Source organism: Mycoplana sp. 10N416 (genome assembly GCF_056394765.1).
Genome location: NZ_JBFTIM010000009.1, coordinates 255,222 through 272,796 on the forward strand (window position 1 = coordinate 255,222; position 17,575 = coordinate 272,796).

Annotated in this window: 16 protein-coding genes and 1 tRNA gene; 12 read left to right on the forward strand and 5 right to left on the reverse strand. The window is 64.3% G+C overall.

The window, feature by feature from the left end:
* Positions 1-2 precede the first annotated feature (2 nt).
* Entirely contained in the window at positions 3-416 is a 414-nt protein-coding gene (locus AC1DDS_RS19475) for a tellurite resistance TerB family protein (RefSeq protein WP_477480381.1), read from the forward strand.
* A gap of 33 nt (positions 417-449) precedes the next feature.
* On the opposite strand, the gene AC1DDS_RS19480 is transcribed toward AC1DDS_RS19475, so the two are convergent.
* Positions 450-1,325: a transporter substrate-binding domain-containing protein gene (locus AC1DDS_RS19480; protein ID WP_477480382.1), complete on the reverse strand. Its 876-nt coding sequence runs from the start codon at positions 1,323-1,325 to the stop codon at positions 450-452.
* Positions 1,326-1,383: 58 nt separating this feature from the next.
* Here AC1DDS_RS19480 and AC1DDS_RS19485 point away from each other — a divergent pair, with 58 nt between their 5' ends.
* Positions 1,384-3,348 carry a glycosyltransferase family 2 protein gene (locus tag AC1DDS_RS19485; RefSeq protein WP_477480383.1) on the forward strand — a complete coding sequence of 655 codons (1,965 nt, stop codon included), beginning with the start codon at positions 1,384-1,386 and terminating at the stop codon, positions 3,346-3,348.
* Positions 3,349-3,356: 8 nt separating this feature from the next.
* Here AC1DDS_RS19485 and AC1DDS_RS19490 read toward each other — a convergent pair.
* A tRNA-Gly gene (locus AC1DDS_RS19490) sits at positions 3,357-3,430 on the reverse strand.
* Positions 3,431-3,753: 323 nt separating this feature from the next.
* Positions 3,754-3,930 carry a hypothetical protein gene (locus AC1DDS_RS19495; RefSeq protein WP_477480384.1) on the reverse strand — a complete coding sequence of 59 codons (177 nt, stop codon included), beginning with the start codon at positions 3,928-3,930 and terminating at the stop codon, positions 3,754-3,756.
* Positions 3,931-4,057: 127 nt separating this feature from the next.
* Between AC1DDS_RS19495 and AC1DDS_RS19500 the strand changes: the two genes are divergently transcribed.
* From AC1DDS_RS19500 to AC1DDS_RS19530, 7 genes are all read left to right on the forward strand, one after another.
* Positions 4,058-5,140, forward strand: coding sequence for a helix-turn-helix transcriptional regulator (locus AC1DDS_RS19500; protein ID WP_477480385.1), 1,083 nt, complete (start codon positions 4,058-4,060; stop codon positions 5,138-5,140).
* 152 nt (positions 5,141-5,292) lie between these two features.
* Positions 5,293-5,958, forward strand: a complete 666-nt coding sequence (locus tag AC1DDS_RS19505) for a TetR/AcrR family transcriptional regulator (RefSeq protein ID WP_477480386.1) — start codon at positions 5,293-5,295, stop codon at positions 5,956-5,958.
* 233 nt (positions 5,959-6,191) lie between these two features.
* On the forward strand, positions 6,192-7,445 hold the full coding sequence (locus AC1DDS_RS19510; RefSeq protein ID WP_477480387.1) for a sarcosine oxidase subunit beta family protein: 1,254 nt from the start codon (positions 6,192-6,194) through the stop codon (positions 7,443-7,445).
* Positions 7,446-7,454: 9 nt separating this feature from the next.
* The gene (locus tag AC1DDS_RS19515; RefSeq protein WP_477480388.1) at positions 7,455-7,724 is read left to right on the forward strand and encodes a sarcosine oxidase subunit delta; all 270 of its coding nucleotides are present in this window, start codon (positions 7,455-7,457) and stop codon (positions 7,722-7,724) included.
* Positions 7,721-10,528 carry a 2Fe-2S iron-sulfur cluster-binding protein gene (locus AC1DDS_RS19520; RefSeq protein WP_477480389.1) on the forward strand — a complete coding sequence of 936 codons (2,808 nt, stop codon included), beginning with the start codon at positions 7,721-7,723 and terminating at the stop codon, positions 10,526-10,528. Before AC1DDS_RS19515 ends, AC1DDS_RS19520 begins: the two co-directional genes overlap by 4 nt.
* On the forward strand, positions 10,521-11,051 hold the full coding sequence (locus AC1DDS_RS19525) for a sarcosine oxidase subunit gamma family protein (RefSeq protein WP_477480390.1): 531 nt from the start codon (positions 10,521-10,523) through the stop codon (positions 11,049-11,051). Before AC1DDS_RS19520 ends, AC1DDS_RS19525 begins: the two co-directional genes overlap by 8 nt.
* A 57-nt stretch (positions 11,052-11,108) precedes the next feature.
* The gene (locus AC1DDS_RS19530; protein ID WP_477480391.1) at positions 11,109-12,224 is read left to right on the forward strand and encodes an ABC transporter substrate-binding protein; all 1,116 of its coding nucleotides are present in this window, start codon (positions 11,109-11,111) and stop codon (positions 12,222-12,224) included.
* Positions 12,225-12,415: 191 nt separating this feature from the next.
* Here the strand turns inward: AC1DDS_RS19530 and AC1DDS_RS19535 are convergent, their stop codons facing one another.
* Together AC1DDS_RS19535 and AC1DDS_RS19540 are read right to left on the reverse strand one after the other, a co-directional pair.
* A complete protein-coding gene (locus AC1DDS_RS19535; RefSeq protein ID WP_477480392.1) occupies positions 12,416-12,727 on the reverse strand; it encodes a hypothetical protein in 312 nt (103 codons plus the stop codon).
* A gap of 308 nt (positions 12,728-13,035) precedes the next feature.
* Entirely contained in the window at positions 13,036-14,235 is a 1,200-nt protein-coding gene (locus AC1DDS_RS19540) for an ROK family transcriptional regulator (RefSeq protein WP_477480393.1), read from the reverse strand.
* Between the two features lie 206 nt (positions 14,236-14,441).
* On the opposite strand from AC1DDS_RS19540, the gene AC1DDS_RS19545 reads away from it, so the two are divergent.
* The 3 genes from AC1DDS_RS19545 (at position 14,442) to AC1DDS_RS19555 (ending at position 17,569) form a co-directional block, all read left to right on the forward strand.
* Positions 14,442-15,680: an extracellular solute-binding protein gene (locus AC1DDS_RS19545; RefSeq protein WP_477480394.1), complete on the forward strand. Its 1,239-nt coding sequence runs from the start codon at positions 14,442-14,444 to the stop codon at positions 15,678-15,680.
* A gap of 159 nt (positions 15,681-15,839) precedes the next feature.
* Positions 15,840-16,724: a carbohydrate ABC transporter permease gene (locus AC1DDS_RS19550; protein ID WP_477480395.1), complete on the forward strand. Its 885-nt coding sequence runs from the start codon at positions 15,840-15,842 to the stop codon at positions 16,722-16,724.
* Positions 16,724-17,569 carry a carbohydrate ABC transporter permease gene (locus AC1DDS_RS19555; protein ID WP_477480396.1) on the forward strand — a complete coding sequence of 282 codons (846 nt, stop codon included), beginning with the start codon at positions 16,724-16,726 and terminating at the stop codon, positions 17,567-17,569. Before AC1DDS_RS19550 ends, AC1DDS_RS19555 begins: the two co-directional genes overlap by 1 nt.
* Positions 17,570-17,575 lie beyond the last annotated feature (6 nt).

Genomic DNA, 17,575 nt, shown 5'->3' on the forward strand with positions numbered 1-17,575 from the left:
CGATGAACGAACGTTACGACCTGCAGGAAGCCCTCGTCCAAGTGATGGTGATCATGTCGGCTGTGGACAATGCGATGACCGATGCGGAACTGGCCCGCATCGGCCGCCTGGCGCGCTCCCTGCCCGTCTTCGACGGGTTCGACGAAGCGCAAATCCTGCACGCAGCCCGCGAATGCACGGTCCTGCTTGCGGCCCCCGAGGGTCTCGACGTCACGCTCGAGGTCATTCGCGAGCGCATTCCCGCCCGCTTTGTCGACACGGCCTATGCACTCGCCGTCGAAATCGCAGCCGCCGACCAGCGCATCCGCAACGAGGAAATTCGCCTGCTGCAAATGCTGCGCGACCGGCTCGGTCTCGACAAGCTCACCTGCGCGGCCATCGAGCGCGCCGCCATCGCCCGTTTGCGCCGGCACTGACGGCGAGCCGCCTTCAGGCTGCCACCGGCTCCCTCAGTAGATGCCGACCGGGAAATAGCGCAGGTAGATTTCCGCGAGCCGGCCGCTGCGCGAAAGCGACAGAAGCGCGTGGTCGATTGCCCCGCCGACCGCAGGTTCGTCCTTGCGCGTCATGATGGTCAGGCCTTCGCCGAGGAAGGCATCGGAAAAATAGGGGCCATCGAACAGCCGGCAGCAATTCCCGGCACCCGGGCCGCCGAGCCAGAAAGCCATCTGCAGGCCGTCGCCGAACGCCGCATCCACCTTGCCCGCCGCCAGGCCAGCTTGCATGTCTGCGAGCGTACCGAACGGCACCGGGCTCAGTGTCGGGAAATAGGCTTTCAGCATCGCCTCGTGCACGCTGCCGGCAACGACCCCGACGGGGCGCCCCGTCAGTGCCGCCGCAGTTCCGGTCTCCGGAACCGCGGTGGCGCGGACTGCGAAGCGTGCCGGCAGCCGCAGATAGGGACGGGAAAAGGCAAAATCGCGCCGCAGTCCCGTCGTGACCGCCATGCCCGCGATGACCGCCTCGCCCGCATCCGCCGTCAGGCTCTCGCGCAGTTCCGAAAACGGCAACGCCTGTATCTGGCATTTTGCGATGATATCCAGCTCCTTGCAGATCTCCCGCACGAGATCGATGTGAAACCCCGCAAGCTTGCCGGTCTGATCGATAAAGTTGAACGGCGGGAAATCGACCGCCGTCAGAAACCGAAGCCGTGCGACCGCGGACAAGTCCGGCTTCGGGATCCGCTCCCGACTGTCGAAGCTCGTCGGAAAGATGGCTGGCTCGGCCGTGTCAGCGGCGGCCGTCTTGCCGCTGGCAAGGCCGATCAGCACGCATAGCGCGACGAGTACGCAAATTTTTCTTGAAGAAATTCCGCCTTGCCGCATTATAATCAACTTGGGGTTTAGAGGGGACGCCGCATCATGAGGATGCGACGCTGGCCGCATGCGACTGGCAGACTATCCCGATCAGACGTCCAATTCCACAGCAATCCCATTTGCTGCGGACCGGACAGGCTCGCCCGCGCCGATCGGCGCGATCTCCCCGCATCTCCTCGCCGAGGCCAGGGTCCTTCAACGATTCGGCTTCGCCAAGCCGCTGATCGCCGATCTGCTTTTGCAGGCAACACGCAATGGCACGTCGCTGGAGACGGAACTGCTGTCCTGCGGATCGGTGCGCGCCGAGGCCTATTACGAGGCGCTCGCCGACATCCTCGGCCTGCCTTTCTTGCACAGCATCGAGCCGGCGCACATCGTCGACGTCGAAGGTATCGACACCCAGCTGGTGCGGCCGCAGAACGTGCGCCTTGCGTTCAAGGCACAACCGCCGCTGACCGCGATCGTGCCGATGGCCGGGCGGATCGAACTCCTGCAGGACACGCTGGAGCGCTTTCCCCTGCTGCGCACCCGCCTGGCAGTCACGACTCCGCAGGCAATGCGCTATGCCGTCTGGAGTGCCGGCGCGGCACGGCGTTCGCGCGAGACGACCCGCCAGCTGTTCGAGAGAACTCCGGAACACAGTGCGCGGCTCACCGTCTGGGGTCGGCAGGGATTCTACGCCGGCATAGGCCTGTCGGGGGCCCTGCTCGCCGCTGCGACCGTGCCGCTGATCGCGATTGCGGTGCTGCATGTAATCCTGTCCCTTCTCTTCCTGTCCGCCCTGGTCATTCGCCTGTCTGCGCTTTTCGGACCGCGTCGCAGCGGCCCGCCACTAAAACTCGCTCCCCCCTCCGTGGCGCGGCCCGTCTACTCGGTTTTCGTCGCCCTCTATCGCGAGGCCGACGTCGCGAGGCAGTTGGTCGGAATGCTTGAGCGTCTCGATTGGCCGCGCTCCCGCCTCGACATCAAGCTGATCTGCGAGGCCGACGACGCAGCAACGCTCGGCGTCCTGCGAAGTCTGCCGCTCGGGCCGCAATTCGAGATCGTCACGGTGCCTCCCGGCCTGCCGCGGACGAAGCCGAAGGCCTTGTCCTACGCGCTGCCGGCCGCGCGCGGCGAATTCCTTGTCGTCTATGACGCGGAGGACCGCCCCCACCCCCGGCAGCTCACGGAGGCCTGGGCAAAATTCCGGTCGGGGCCGGCAGAACTGGCCTGTCTGCAGGCCCCGCTGGTAATCTCGAACGCGGGGGCGTCCTGGATCAGCGCGCTGTTCGCGCTCGAATACGCGGCCCTCTTCCGCCGTCTGTTGCCGCTGCTCGCCGCCAAACGTCTCCCCATGCCGCTCGGCGGCACGTCCAACCACTTCCGCACCGAGGTCTTGAAGCGCTGCGGCGGTTGGGATCCGCACAATGTGACCGAAGACGCCGACGTGGGCTTGCGGCTGTACCGCATGGGCTATACGTGCGGCACGGTGGAGCTGCCGACGCTGGAGGATGCCCCGGAAGACATCCGCACCTGGCTCGGCCAGCGCACTCGCTGGTTCAAGGGCTGGCTGCAGACCTGGCTTGTATTGATGCGCCAGCCCGTTCGTCTCGTGGGCGAGATGGGCGTTATGCCGTTTGCCGTGTTCCAGGTGCTGATCGGCGGCCTGCTGCTCTCTTCGCTCACCCATCCCCTGCTGATCGCCTATGTCGGCCATGTCGCCTGGCGGATGGCGGGCGAAGGCCCATACGCGCCGGGCGCCTTCCACCTGTCGCTCTTCTTCATCGACATTGCCAACATCTTCGGCAGCTACGCGGTCTTTATCGCCCTCGGCCGCGCTCCGATGGACCGGCGCGAACGGACCGCCGTCGGCTGGCGATGGGGGCTGGTCGCCCCCTACTGGATGCTGATCTCCGTCGCCGCCTGGCGCGCGGTGGGGGAATTGCGCAACAAGCCGTTTGTCTGGAACAAGACCGCCCACCGACCGACCGCGGTCGCGAACGGCGATCTAACCAATCCCGGCTCGGCGCCAGCTGCTGCATCGGCATGAAGCGCGCCTGGAGCGGGTAGCGGGAATCGAACCCGCGCGTTCAGCTTGGGAAGCTGACAGGCTACCATTACATCATACCCGCAAATGGCATGGCGCAGTCATCGGCGAGTTTGGCGGACCTGTCAAGGGTTGGGGGAGCATTCTGGAACGCATGCAGGTTGGTCGGGTTGATCTGAGCCAGATAGATCGGCCCGCTTCAATTAGAGCGTTCTGGTGCCCCAGGAATTGCACGAAATCGTGGAACGCCGCTTCGCTCGCCAGTGGGCCAACGACCACTGAAATCGATCTCGTTCATCGGCACCGCGATCGTCTTCCACGGAAGAGATCCACGACTGCTCTCGCTGCGTCCAGCGCTGGCTCCCCTGACAGTGGGCGCTGATCGTCAGGGTCGACCACCATCAGGTCCTACGGCCATCCCGTTCCCCTGACGAAGTGGAGGCGGGCCGTCTTCGCCACAGCCGTATCGCGGCCTTCGGTTACTTCATAGACTTTGAACATGCTGAGACCTGTCTGTCGCATGATGTCGGCCACACTGACGTGCATGCCCCGGAGGCGCTTGGCCTCGTTTTCCGCCTCTGTCATGTAAGTTTCACCCCCTCGATCTGTCTCATCGGAATAACAATACCTCGCGCACGTTTACCGGGAATTCAGAATCGGATGCCAGTAATTGGAAGGAAGTGCCTGAGTAGTCCGCCGTTCCGGGGTTGTGATGAATGAGGTCGTGAAAGCACTGGACCTGATCTACGAGGCAGCCTTCGTTCCGGAGACCTGGGACAAAGTTCTCGACGTGATGGCCCAGGGAGCCGGCGCCCACGGCACGGCCCTGTTCAACACCAGCGCCACCAGCATGCGCGTCATCAGTTCCGCTTCACTCGATGATCTCAGCCAGAAGATGCTGGAAGAAGGCTGGATCAACAGGAACACCAGGGCTGCTAAGCTGCTGACTATCGATCACCACGGCTTTATCGACGAGGCGGATTACTTCACCGAGGACGACTACAACACGCAGCCCATTTTTACGGAGGTGATGAAGCCGCTCGGCTACGGATTCGGCACATCGACATTCATCACATCTCCGAGCGGCGACCGGATGATTTTCGCGGTGGAGAAGAAGAAGCGCACGGGGCCCGTCACACCTGCCGCGATCGGCTATCTCGACCAGCTTCGCCCCCACCTGGCACGGGCGGCAATGATGTCCAGCCGGCTTGAATTCGAAAGGATCAAGGCGGCAGTCGAGGCCCTGCAACTGAGCGGGTTGCCATCGGCAGTGCTCAACCGCGACGGCCGCGTCCTGGGCACCAATCAACTCCTGCAGGAAATGGCCCCCCAGATCGCGATCGGAGGATACGACAGCCTCTACTTCCATCATGCCGCCGCCAACCGACTGCTGGCCGAGGGGCTGGAACAACGGCGGGTTCACGGCAGTCTGGCGAGCCGCTCTTTTCCATTGCCGCAAATCGAACAGCACCCGCCAGCCGTTGTGCACATTGTCGCCGTCGAAGGCAACGCGCGAGATATCTTCACCAACGCGGCCGCCCTCCTCGTTGTTACGCCGATAGACCGGACGCGCGTACCGACGGCGGAAACCATCCAGGGACTGTATGACCTGACGCCCGCAGAGGCCAAAATTGCCCGTGCGCTGGCAGCCGGAAACAATGTCGTTTCTGCTGCACTCCAAATGTCCGTCAGCCCGGAAACGGTACGGACGCATGTGAAGGCTATCCTGTCCAAATCGGGAATGTCCCGGCAGGCGGATTTCATCGCCGCGATAGCAAGCATCCGGTCAATTTAAGGCGCAGGAAGTTCCCTTTGATGAAATACATCCATGGGTCTCTTTAGACAAAGCACCGCGGCCTGCGCTCTCAACTTGATATCCGTTTGCCATTAGGCATCATGACGTCCCAATCCGCCAGATGCGGTGACACGATCGATTGAGGGAGAAGAATGGCGAGCACAACGACTCCCTCGGGCACACGAAACCGCGCCAACAGGCAGGCTGCCGGTCGCATGAGCCGCGAGGCCTGGATCGAGGCGGGCATCGCGGCGCTCACCGACGAGGGTATCGCCAACGTGAAGATCCAGGTCATGGCCAAGACACTCGCGGTGTCGCGGTCTAGCTTCTATTGGTTCTTTGCCGATTTGCAGGAACTGCACAGGGAACTGCTTGACTATTGGCTCCGCAAGAACACCAGCCCGATCCTAAAGCACGCCCTTCGCCCCGCGCCGACCGTGACGAAGGCGGTTTGCCAGATTTTCGAATGCTGGGTGGACCCGACCCTCTTTGACCCGCGCCTCGACGCGGCGGTGCGATCCTGGGGACAGGTGGACGCGGCCGTGCGCGGTGTTGTCGACCAGGCCGATGACCAACGTGTCGACGCGCTCACACGCATGTTCCTGCGCTATGATTATCCGGAATCCGAGGCCTTCATCCGGGCCCGGGTTCTCTATTTCACGCAGATCGGTCACTTCACACTCGGCATGCGCGACGACCGGGAAATGCGGCTGCGTCTCTTGCGTCCCTACCTCCTCAGCTTCACCGGCCGCCAGGCATCGGATGATGAGGTCCAGGCCTTTGAAACCCTGATGCGGCGTGTTCAGCCGGACGGCTGAAGGGTGGGCATATCTGTACGCGGGTGTCCCCCCAAGATCCAAGGCAATAGCGGACAGAAGATCAATCGGGCGGCGTAGCCTGCTGCAAGTCTCTGGACATTTGTGTCCAGAGTGATACGGATAGTGCAGATCAGTCGACTGGTTCCTTCATCTTCATCCATGGGGCAGCGCATGAAGCAGCACTCGGCCTTGCCATTCCACCGCTCGGCAGGAGCGCGTGCGGGTGTTTTGCGATGACCCGGCACTACTCTGCTTTTTCGCTCTTCAAGGAGGGCCTCAGGGGCCAGAAGGGATGGCAGCAGGCCTGGCGTTCACCGGCGCCGAAGACGCGTTACGATATTCTCATCATCGGCGGCGGCGGGCATGGGCTGGCGACGGCCTATTACCTCGCGAAGACGCACGATATTCGCAACATCGCGGTCATCGAGAAGGGCTGGCTCGGCGGCGGCAACACCGGACGTAACACGACCGTCGTCCGCTCGAACTACTTCTTCCCGGAAAGCACGGCGCTCTATGACCTGGCCCTCCGTCTCTATGAGACACTTGGGCGGGACCTCAATTACAACATCATGCTTTCCCAGCGCGGCATCGTTACGCTCGCCCACAGCGAAGCGGAGATGGAAATGGCGGCGCGGACTGCGAATGCCATGCAGATCAACGGCACGGATGCGGAGCTGTTCAGCGTCGAGGACGTGCGCCGCGTCCTGCCGCTCCTGAATTTTTCGCCGGAGGCGCGTTACCCGGTGTTCGGCGGCGTCTGGCAGGCCCGGGCCGGCACGGCGCGACACGATGCGGTCGCCTGGGGCTACGCCCGCGCCGCCGACAGGCTCGGTGTCGACATCATCCAGTCCTGCGAGGTGGAGGAATTTCTGATCGAAGGCGGGCGCTGCCGCGGCGTAAAGACCAGCCGCGGCGAGATCCGTGCTGAGCGGACGGGCATGGTCGTCGCCGGCCATTCCTCGCACCTGGCGGCAAAGGCCGGCTTCCGCCTGCCGATCACCTCCTACGCCTTGCAGGCCTGCGTTTCCGAGCCGATCAAGCCAGTGCTCGATACCGTCGTACTGTCTCCAGGCACGGGCACCTATGCCAGCCAGTCGGACAAGGGCGAACTCGTTCTCGGCGGGGCCCTAGACCGAGTCCCCTCCTATGGCCAGCGCGGCAACCTGCCGGTGCTGGAAGACGTCATCGCGGGGCTGCTCGAAATGTTCCCGAGCTTCCGCCAGCTCCGGCTGATGCGGCAATGGGCGGGCATCGTCGATGTGACGCCGGACTCCTCGCCGATCCTCGGCGAAAGCCCGCTGCCGGGCCTCTTTCTCAACTGCGGCTGGGGAACGGGTGGCTTCAAGGCCATCCCCGCCGGCGGTACGCTGCTCGCCCATCTGCTGGCGACGGGAAAACATCACGACGTCAGCCGCCCCTTCGATCTCGACCGTTTTTCACGCGGGCGATTGATCGACGAGGCCGCCGGCTCCGGAATCGCCCACTAGGAGGCCACCATGCAGCTTTTCCCCTGCCCCTTCTGCGGACCGAGGAGCGAGAGCGAATTCCGCTTCGGGGGCGATGCCGGCAACCATCGCCCGGAAGGGTTTCGCGATGTGACGGACGGTGAGTGGACCGCCTATCTCTACGAGCGCAACAACCCGCGCGGGACCGCAAACGAAATCTGGATGCACATGGCCTGCGGCGAAATCTTCTGCATGGAGCGCGACACCGTGCATCACCGCGTGGCGCAGTCCGCAGCACTTGGGGAAGGAGGCCGGCGATGACCGCATGGCGCACTGACGGCGGCACGGCGATCGACCGGTCGCGGCCGCTCGCCTTCACCTTCGACGGCCGAGTGATCGAGGGTTTTGCAGGAGATACCGTCGCCTCGGCGCTCCTCGCCGGTAGCATTTCAGTGCTCGGCCGCAGCTTCAAATACCACCGTCCGCGCGGCCTCTGGGGGGCCGGCGTCGAAGAACCGAATGCGCTTGTCGATATTGCCGGCGGCATGCCGAACACCCGCGCCACGCAGGCGCTCGCCGCGGACGGTCTTAGGGTGCGGAGCGTGAATGCCGAGCCGAGCGCGGAAAAGGATCGCCAAGCCTTCCTCGACGCCTTCTCGCGTTTCATCCCGGCCGCCTTCTACTACAAGACATTCATGTTCCCCGACTGGCACCTCTTCGAGCCGCGCATCCGGCAGATGGCAGGCCTCGGGACCCTGGACGCGACGACAACAGGGCCGGCCTTCGCTGAGCAGATCAACCATCACTGCGACGTGCTGGTGGTTGGTGCGGGGCCTTCAGGTCTGCTTGCCGCCCGCAACGCGATGCGCGCCGGAAAGCGGGTCGTGCTGTGCGACGATGGCCGGGACGTGGGTGGCAGCCTGCTTTTCCGCGCGGCGACCATCGAGGGCAAACCGGGTGCGGAATGGGCAGCCGATGTCGCCGCCGAATTGGAGCAGGCCGGAGCTTTGGTGCTGACCGTCACGACGGCTTTCGGCATCTACGACCACCATCTCGTCGGCCTCAACCAGAAGGGCCCGGATGGTGCGCCGGATCGACTCTGGCGGATTCGGGCCAAGTCTATCGTGCTTGCCACCGGCGCGATCGAACGACCACTACCCTTCGGTAACAACGATCTGCCGGGCATCATGTCGGCCGAGGCCGCGCTGGTCTACCTCCGCCGCTTCGGCGTCGCTGCCGGCCGCAAGGTCGTCGTTGCGACGAACAACGGGCTTGCCCATGAGACTGCCGAAGCGCTGGCGGCGGCCGGTGCGGATGTTACGGTCGTCGACTACCGCAGCGATGCCCCGGCACCCGCCGGTGTGCGGGTGCTGAAGGGACTGACCGTCAAAACTGCGATCGGCCGCCGTGCTGTCAACGCCGTAAAACTTTCCGACGGCACGGTACTGGAAGCGGACACCGTGCTCGCCTCGGGCGGCTTCACACCGACCGTGCATCTCTATTGCCAGGCGCAGGGTAAACTCGACTGGCGCGACGATATTCTCGCCTTCGTTCCCGGCCGGGTGGTCGAGGGTGTCGAGGTGGTTGGCGCTGCTGCAGGGCATTTCCACCTGCCGGCGGCGCTTGCCGACGGTTCGGACCGGAACCTCGGCATCGTCGCGGCCTGGCCGAAGCCGGGCGCGAAGGAACGGGTCTGGATCGACCTGCAGAACGACGTCACGGCCAAGGATGTGGAACTGGCCGTGCGGGAGAATTTCGTCTCCGTTGAGCACGTGAAGCGCTACACCACGCTCGGCATGGCGACCGACCAGGGCAAGACCTCCAATGTCAACGGTCTGGCGCTCATGGCCGAACTGACCGGCCGGCGCATCCCCGAGGTGGGGACGACGACCTATCGTCCGCCGTTCACGCCGGTGCCGCTGACCTCCTTCGCCGGTGCCCGCTCCAGCACGCGCATGGCCCCGCTGCGCCGCCTTCCGCTCGAAAATATGCATCGGGCCGACGGGGCAGTGTTCCGCGACTATGGCGGTTGGCTGCGGCCAGCCTTCTATGGCACGGAGGCACCGGAAGAATGCATCCAGGCCGAAGCCAAGGCCGCGCGCGAGGGCGTCGCGCTTTTCGACGGCTCGCCGCTCGGCAAGATCGAGGTCATCGGCCCCGATGCCGCGCCCTTCCTCGATTTCATCTATTACAACACCATGTCGACGCTGGCGCCCGGTCGCTGCCGCTACGGTTTCATCCTGACGGAGGGCGGAAACATCTACGACGATGGCGTTCTGGTGCGGCTCGATGAAAACCGCTTCGTCGTCTCCTGTTCCTCCTCGCATGTGGCGGGTGTGCATGCCCTGCTGGAAGAATGGCGGCAGGACCGTTTCGATCGCCGGCGCGTCTTCATTCACAACGCGACGGCCGCGATGGCGACGTTGACGGTCACCGGCCCACGGGCGCGGGCACTGTTGGAGACCGTTGATCTCGGCATCACGCTCGACGATGCGGCCCTGCCGCACATGGCCGTCGTGTCCGGCGCATTCGAAGGCGTTGCGGTGCGGATCGCCCGTATCAGCTTCACCGGCGAGCGCTCCTACGAAATCTCGGTGCCGGCCGACCACGCTGCCGCACTGTGGGCGAGACTGAAGCAGGCCGGCGAGGCTTTTGGCGCGACCTTGCTCGGCCTCGAAGCGCTCATGATCCTGCGCGCGGAAAAGGGCTATGTGGTCATCGGCAAGGACACCGACGGCACCAGCCGGCCGATGGATTTCGGCCTCACCGCGCCGCTGGAACGAAAGAAGGTGGAATTCATCGGTCGCCGCTCGCTGATCACCGAGGATGCCGCCCGCTCGGATCGTCGCCAGTTCGTCGGGCTGGAAGCGATCGATGGCAAGGGTGTGCTGCCGACCGGCGCGCATGGCATCGAGCGCCATGGCCACAGTCTTCGCAGCACCGGCTATGTCACGTCGAGCTACTTCAGCGCAGCCCTGCAAAGGCCGATCGCGCTCGGACTGATCGAGCGCGGCCTGTCCCGCATGGGCGACGTCATCGAACTGCAGCACCTCCGAAACGTCAGGCGGGCGCGCATCGTCCCCGCTTGCGCATTTGATGAGGAAGGGAGCCGCCTTCATGCTTGACACCGCCGCCAAATGGCAGACCGAGCCGGATTGGGCACATGCCCGCCTCGCAGGCCGCCCCATCGAGGTCGGCGCCGTCACCGGCGTGCCACAACGCCTCGTCAGCGGTGACATCGACCGCTTCCTCGCCCGCCATGATTTCGGCAAGGACGTCGGCGCGCTTGGGCTTGCCTTCGGTGACCGCTATGCGGTGCGTGTCGCCCGCGATCGGTTGCTCATTATCGGACTGCCAGATTCCGATTTGCGGGATGGGTGGCATGACGAGGGCTATGCGGTCTCGACCGTCAGTTCCGCCTTGCGCCTCTTCGAAGCGAGGGGGGACGGCGTTCGCGATCTTCTGGCGCGAGCGACGACGATCGATCCTGACAATCCGGGCCCCTGCGCCGCCATGCCGTTTGGCGGCGTGATGGGCACCGTATACCGCCACGGCGATACCGAGACCCTGCGCATTCATGTGGATCGGGGGCTTGCCGCCTACCTTTGGGAGTGGTTCCAATGGCAACCACTCTTTTTGCAAGAGTAGGTTCATTTCTGGAGGAGCGACCCGCACTGATGCGGGCACAAAAGGGGAGTTGAGACAATGAGAAGAATTCTGATCCTCGGCACGGCGCTTGGCCTGCTCATGGGCACCGCGGCACGGGCGGAAGACCTGACTTTCGCCGTGGCCGGTCCGCTGACGGGACCGCTCGCCACGATCGGCGACCAGTTCCGGCAGGGCGCGCAGGCTGCCGCCGATGCCATCAACGCCAAGGGCGGCGTGATGGGCCGGCAGATCAAGCTGCAGTTCGAGGACGATCAGTGCGACCCGAAGCAGGCCGTCTCGGTCGCCAACCGCATTACCGCAGCCGGGATCCAGTTCGTCGACGGCCATGCCTGCTCGGGCTCGAGCATTCCGGCCTCGGCGGTCTATGCCGAAAACGGCACGCTGATGATGAGCCCGGCTTCCTCCAACCCCGTCATGACGGATGATGCGGCCGCCAAGGGCTGGACCAACATCATGCGCCTCTATACCCGCGACGACGCCCAGGGCGCCTTCATCGGTCCGTGGATCGCCGAGAAATATGCCGGCAAGAACGTCGCCGTCCTGCACGACAAGACAGCCTATGGCCAGGGTGTTGCCGATGCGGTTCGCGCCACCATGAACGACAGCGGCCTCACGGAAGTCCTCTACGACGGCATCAATGCCGGCGAGAAGGACTACAACGCACTCGTGACGAAGCTGAAGGATGCCAAGGTCGAGGTCGTCTATTTCGGTGGCTACCATCCGGAAGCCGGCCTGATCCTGCGCCAGGCCGCCGAGCAGAACTACAAGTTCCAGCTGATCATGCCCGACTCGATCGCTTCGCCGGAATTCTGGCAGGTCGCAGGTCCGGCCGGCGAAGGAACGATGTTCGTCTTCCCGTCAGACCCGCAGGCCAAGCCCGAGGCAAAGCAAGCCGTCGAGAAGATCCAGGCCGGCGGCTTCAAGCCGGAAGGTTTCACGCTCTTCTCCTATGCGGTGATCCAGGCCTTTGCCCAGGGCATCGAGCGTGCCGGCTCGGATGATCCGACCAAGGTCGCCGAGGCATTGAAGAACGGCCAGCCGATCGACACCGTCGTCGGAACCGTCACCTTCGACGAAAAGGGCGACCTGAAGAACGCCAGCTACGACATCAACCGCTGGACCAACGGCAACTACGCCCCGATCGCACAGTAGGACGTGCACGAAGCGAACGAGAAAAGGGACCCGGCCAATGGCCGGGTCCGAACTCTGCAACCCGCCGATCTTTCGGCGGGTTCTGTTTTGCACGCCCTCCCCTGCAGTCCGGGTCGGCGGGACCCGTGGCCAACATCACGGCGAAGATGTGCCGATGCCTCGACCTCGGGACGTTCATCCCGAAAGAGGTCTCAACGTTGGGTGCCGTCAGGGGTGACAACCGGCGACGGGCCGCCAGTGCCAGATTGGTACGTGGGATCACGGTCAGTGGAAGCGGTGTTTTCCGGGGTCGTCTTGTCTTCGGAGGTCGTCCCGGCGTCGGGCTTTGGACTGTTCGCTGGCTGGCTCACGGCTGGTGCCGTCGAACCCGTTACGGACGAATCCAGTGTTTCGCCCCAATACTCCACGGCGCCCCAGGCAATCAGGGCCAGCAAAAGCCCGCCGGCAAGGACCACCGCAACGGGGCGGCCCAACGGCCCCTGGCGGGCCTGGACAGCACCCACTTTCAAAGCCGGTTTTGGTTGGGCGGCATCTGGATGTCGGTTTGAACTAATCAAAACGTGTCTCCTCTCGAGATCTTTCTCCGTGTTCGAATGGCTAACCTCCGGACCCTCGGGCAGGTTCCAAATGACTGGCAAATCTTGTCGGCGCCGAAGCCGGATCGATCTGTTCTGAGGCAACCGTCCGAAGACTGACGCGCACAAGTATTCCTAACTCGACGGGAGAACCTGGATATTCGGGGAGTGTCTGTCGTTGCCGCGAGACCTTCGCCTGACGGCGCGCTTTGTATGCGGGCCGCTGCGCGCTCGGTCTATTTCATGATCGCGGAGAAGCGCGGATCGAAAGCACGCCCGATAGGCTCGGCAGCGGCTCCAAGGGCCACCGACCAGGGGTCGGTCATGCCAAGCGTAAGGCGCGGGAGGTTTCTTCCGGGCCGGTCGGCGATCGACGGCAGCAATGGCTCCATCGCGTCGAGCAATCGGCGGGCCAGAGCTTCGGGCGCGCCCCCGCAGACGATCACAGTCTGGGGATCGAAGATCGTCTCGACCAGGTGTACCGCCCAACGCAGGTTGCTGGCTGCGTGCGACACCCATTCGAGGATACGCGGATCGTCCTCGGCCGCGAGCCGGCCGATCTCGCCATGGACGCCATGCGCGGCCGCATCGATGCCGAGGTGGAGGTAGAGCGAGGCGAGTGAAGCTCGATGCTCGAGCGCCGTCCGTTTCGGATCGCCCGCTGAAAGCAGGGCCATGCCGATCTCGCCGGCATTGCCGTTCGCCCCGCTATAGAGTTCCGAATTCAGGATCAACCCGGCGCCGATGCCGTAGCCGAGATAGAGACACACGGCATTGTCCAGCCCATGGGCCGCGCCGACCATCCGCTCCGCGGTGGCGCAGGCGGCGGCATCGTTCCGCAGGCTGACTTTCAATCCGGTGCGTGCGGCCAGCGTCTCGAGCAGCGGAAACTTCTGCCAGGCCTCCATCATCCATTGATCGTTGTCTGCCCCTTCCACGCCGAAGGGGCCGGGCATGGCGACGCCGAGCCCGACCAGACGCTTCTCCGATTCCGCGGCGACCTTTGCCAGTTCCCCCCTCACCCCGGCGATCAGGTCGAGCACGACCTTTGTCCCATTCGCCGGTCCGCCGGCCGGCAAGTCGGCCTCAGCGCGCGCCAATTGCGTGCCCACGAGATCGACCGCAACGGCCCGCGTCACGTACCGGTCGATCTGCAGACCGATCGCAAATGCACCGGTAGAGACAAGAGCGTAGGGTGTGGAAGGTTGCCCGCGACCGTTGCGAACCGCCTCCTGCGGCACGACCAGACCGTCGCGTTCCAGTTCCTCGATGATGTTCGACACCGTCTGCTTCGTCAGGCGCGTGGCCCGGGCAAGATCGGCGCGGGAAAGCGCGCCGTTCACCCGCAGCGCATCGATCGTCACACGACGGTTGTGGGCACTCGTGCCTTCGTGGTTCGTGCCGCTCTTGGCACGGATCTGCCGTGGGTCGGTCATCCCGCAATTCCTCTTGACAGGAACTAAGAGACTGGGAAAGATTTAAGTCAAGTTATTTGACTTAATGAGGGGCCGTAAGAGCTCCAGGGAACCGATGCCGGCCGATCCGGCAGGATGACTGCATGTTTCGGCATTCCGTTCGCGGAGTGTCGTCGCCGCTTTTCGCGGCACCGCTGTTTGTCGCGCTTGAAAACTAGGAGGTAGAGATGTCGAATTCGATCACCAAAGCCCTTATCGGGGCAGCGCTGTTGAGCGCGTCCTTCGCTCACCACGCTTTTGCCGAAACCACTCTGAATGCGCTGTTCATGGCCCAGGCCGCCTACAGCGAGGCGGACGTGCGTGCCATGACCGAGGCCTTCACCAAGGCCAATCCGGACATCAAGGTCAATCTCGAGTTCGTCCCCTACGAGGGCCTGCACGACAAGACCGTGCTGGCGCAGGGATCGGGCGGCGGCTACGACGTCGTGCTGTTCGACGTCATCTGGCCGGCGGAATACGCGGCCAACAACGTGCTGGTCGACGTCTCGTCCCGCGTCACCGACGATATGAAGAAGGGCGTCCTTCCGGGTGCCTGGACGACCGTCCAGTATGACGGCAAGTCCTACGGCATGCCCTGGATCCTCGATACGAAATATCTGTTCTACAACAAGGAAATCCTGGAGAAAGCCGGCATCACGGCGCCGCCGAAGACCTGGGACGAACTGGCCGAACAGGCAAAGACCATCAAGGACAAGGGCATCCTGCAGACGCCGATCGCCTGGAGCTGGTCGCAGGCGGAAGCCGCGATCTGCGACTACACCACCCTCGTCAGCGCCTATGGCGGCGAATTCCTCAAGGACGGCAAGCCGGCCTTCCAGAGCGGCGGCGGGCTGGACGCGCTGAACTACATGGTCACCAGCTACAATTCCGGCCTCACCAACCCGAACTCCAAGGAGTTCCTGGAGGAGGACGTGCGCAAGGTCTTCGAGAACGGCGAAGCCGCCTTCGCGCTGAACTGGACCTACATGTACAACCTCGCCAACAGCGGCGCGGACAGCAAGGTCACCGGCAAGGTCGGCGTCGTTCCCGCCCCCGGTGTCGCCGGCAAGAGCGAAGTGTCGGCCGTCAACGGCTCGATGGGTCTCGGCGTCACCTCGGTGAGCAAGCATCCGGACGAAGCCTGGAAGTACATCGTCCACATGACCTCGCAGGACACGCAGAACCAGTACGCCAAGCTCAGCCTGCCGATTTGGGCCTCCTCCTACGAGGATCCGGCCGTGACGCAGGGCCAGGAAGAGCTGATCGGCGCGGCCAAGCTCGGCCTCGCCGCCATGTATCCGCGCCCGACGACGCCGAAGTACCAGGAACTCTCGACCGCCCTGCAGCAGGCGATCCAGGAGGCGCTGCTTGGCCAGGCTTCCGCAGAGGATGCGTTGAAATCGGCTGCGGAAAACAGCGGCCTCTGAGCCAAAACGCAAGGAATGCGGGTGGCGCTCGCCGCCGCCCGCAGGCACCGCCCAGTGAGTAGGGTGCGTATTTGACAGGACTGCGCCGGACGTGATCCGCTTTGGGACCAGATCGGCCCGATGGACCGCGACTGGTCGCATTGATGGAAAGGCTGCCCGATGTCCGGCACCTGGATGACGACGCGCGCATGGCTGCTCATGGCGCCTCTGCTCGCGGTCATGATCGCCGTGATCGGCTGGCCGCTGGTAGACACCGTCGGGCTGTCCTTTACCGATGCCAAGCTCGTCGGAACGGGTGGCAATTTCGTCGGCCTCGAAAATTACACGAAGATGCTGTCGAGCACGAACTTCCAGCGCACGCTGGTGACGACGGCATGGTTCGCGATCATCTCGGTCGCCGCGGAGATGGTGCTCGGCGTTCTCGCAGCCCTGCTGCTGAACCAGCAATTCCGCGGCCGCACCGTCCTGCGCGCGCTGATGATCCTGCCTTGGGCTCTGCCGACCGTCGTCAACGCCACGCTGTGGCGGCTGATCTACAATCCGGAGTACGGCGCCCTCAACGCAGCCTTGACGCAGATCGGCCTGTTGGACAGCTATCGCTCATGGCTCGGCGAGCCCGGCTCGGCTCTGACCGCGCTGATCGTTGCCGACTGCTGGAAGAACTTCCCGCTGGTGGCGCTGATCGCGCTGGCCGCCCTGCAGGCGGTGCCGCGCGACATCACCGCCGCTTCGCTCGTCGACGGCGCCGGCCCGTTTTCCCGATTCCGTTTCGTCATCCTGCCCTATCTCGCCGGTCCCCTGATGGTGGCGCTGGTGTTGCGGACGATCGAGGCCTTCAAGGTCTTCGACATCATCTGGGTAATGACCCGCGGCGGCCCGGCAAACAGCACGCGTACGCTGTCGATCCTCGTCTACCAGGAGGCCTTCTCGTTCCAGCGAGCCGGCTCTGGCGCCTCGCTGGCGCTGATCGTCACCCTGATCGTGACGGTCCTGGCGCTGGCCTATGCGGCACTGGTGCGCAGGACCGCGGGGAGTGCCGCCTGATGGAACGAAAGAGTCTTGCCTTTTCCATATTCATCCACCTTGCGGCGTTGCTGCTGGCCGCGGTCATCCTGGCGCCGCTCGTCTGGCTGTTCGTCATGAGCATTTCGCCGGCGGCCGATCTTTCCGCCAAGCCGCTGCGCTGGTGGCCGCAATCGGCTGATTTCTCGCGCTATCAGCTGCTGTTGTCGACTGTGGCAAACAGCGCGGGCGCAGCCTTCACGGCGTCGCTGCGCAACAGCCTGATGGTGTCCGGCATGGCGACGGTCGCCGCAATCGCGCTTGCCATTCCCGCCGGCTGGGCCGTGTCGCGCGCGCCCGCGCTCAACTGGTCGCTGTCGCTGGTGATCGCCACCTACATGCTGCCGCCGGTGGCGCTGGCCGTCCCGCTCTACATGGGTCTCTCCTATCTCGGGCTGCTGAACAACGTGTTCGGGCTGGCGCTGGTCTACCTGACGATCCTTGCCCCCTTCACCACCTGGCTGATGAAGTCCGGCTTCGACACGATCCCGCGCGAAATCGAGGCCGCCGCGATGATCGACGGCGCAAGCCTCTGGCAAACGCTGCGGATCCTTACGCTGCCGCTCGCCGCGCCGGTCGTGGCGACGTCGGCATTGTTCGCGTTCCTGCTCGCCTGGGACGAGTTCTTCTACGCGCTGTTGTTCACGTCCGACCAGCGCGCCAAGACCTTGACGGTCGCCATTGCCGATCTCGCCGGCGGCCGCGTCTCCGATTACGGCCTGATCGCGACCGCCGGTGTGCTTGCCGCCCTGCCACCGGTGCTGATCGGGTTCCTCATGCAACGCGCCCTGATTTCCGGGCTGACCAGTGGCGGCGTCAAGGGATGACCGGGG

Bases quoted from the DNA above. Each gene is read 5' to 3' on its own strand.
- AC1DDS_RS19505 (WP_477480386.1), top strand. From the start codon at position 5,293: ATGGCGAGCACAACGACTCCCTCGGGCACACGAAACCGCGCCAACAGG.
- AC1DDS_RS19525 (WP_477480390.1), top strand. From the start codon at position 10,521: ATGCTTGACACCGCCGCCAAATGGCAGACCGAGCCGGATTGGGCACAT.
- AC1DDS_RS19510 (WP_477480387.1), top strand. From the start codon at position 6,192: ATGACCCGGCACTACTCTGCTTTTTCGCTCTTCAAGGAGGGCCTCAGG.
- AC1DDS_RS19515 (WP_477480388.1), top strand. From the start codon at position 7,455: ATGCAGCTTTTCCCCTGCCCCTTCTGCGGACCGAGGAGCGAGAGCGAA.
- AC1DDS_RS19555 (WP_477480396.1), top strand. From the start codon at position 16,724: ATGGAACGAAAGAGTCTTGCCTTTTCCATATTCATCCACCTTGCGGCG.
- AC1DDS_RS19550 (WP_477480395.1), top strand. From the start codon at position 15,840: ATGTCCGGCACCTGGATGACGACGCGCGCATGGCTGCTCATGGCGCCT.
- AC1DDS_RS19520 (WP_477480389.1), top strand. From the start codon at position 7,721: ATGACCGCATGGCGCACTGACGGCGGCACGGCGATCGACCGGTCGCGG.
- AC1DDS_RS19545 (WP_477480394.1), top strand. From the start codon at position 14,442: ATGTCGAATTCGATCACCAAAGCCCTTATCGGGGCAGCGCTGTTGAGC.
- AC1DDS_RS19540 (WP_477480393.1), bottom strand. From the start codon at position 14,235: ATGACCGACCCACGGCAGATCCGTGCCAAGAGCGGCACGAACCACGAA.
- AC1DDS_RS19530 (WP_477480391.1), top strand. From the start codon at position 11,109: ATGAGAAGAATTCTGATCCTCGGCACGGCGCTTGGCCTGCTCATGGGC.
- AC1DDS_RS19480 (WP_477480382.1), bottom strand. From the start codon at position 1,325: ATGCGGCAAGGCGGAATTTCTTCAAGAAAAATTTGCGTACTCGTCGCG.
- AC1DDS_RS19485 (WP_477480383.1), top strand. From the start codon at position 1,384: ATGCGACTGGCAGACTATCCCGATCAGACGTCCAATTCCACAGCAATC.
- AC1DDS_RS19495 (WP_477480384.1), bottom strand. From the start codon at position 3,930: ATGACAGAGGCGGAAAACGAGGCCAAGCGCCTCCGGGGCATGCACGTC.
- AC1DDS_RS19475 (WP_477480381.1), top strand. From the start codon at position 3: ATGAACGAACGTTACGACCTGCAGGAAGCCCTCGTCCAAGTGATGGTG.
- AC1DDS_RS19500 (WP_477480385.1), top strand. From the start codon at position 4,058: ATGAATGAGGTCGTGAAAGCACTGGACCTGATCTACGAGGCAGCCTTC.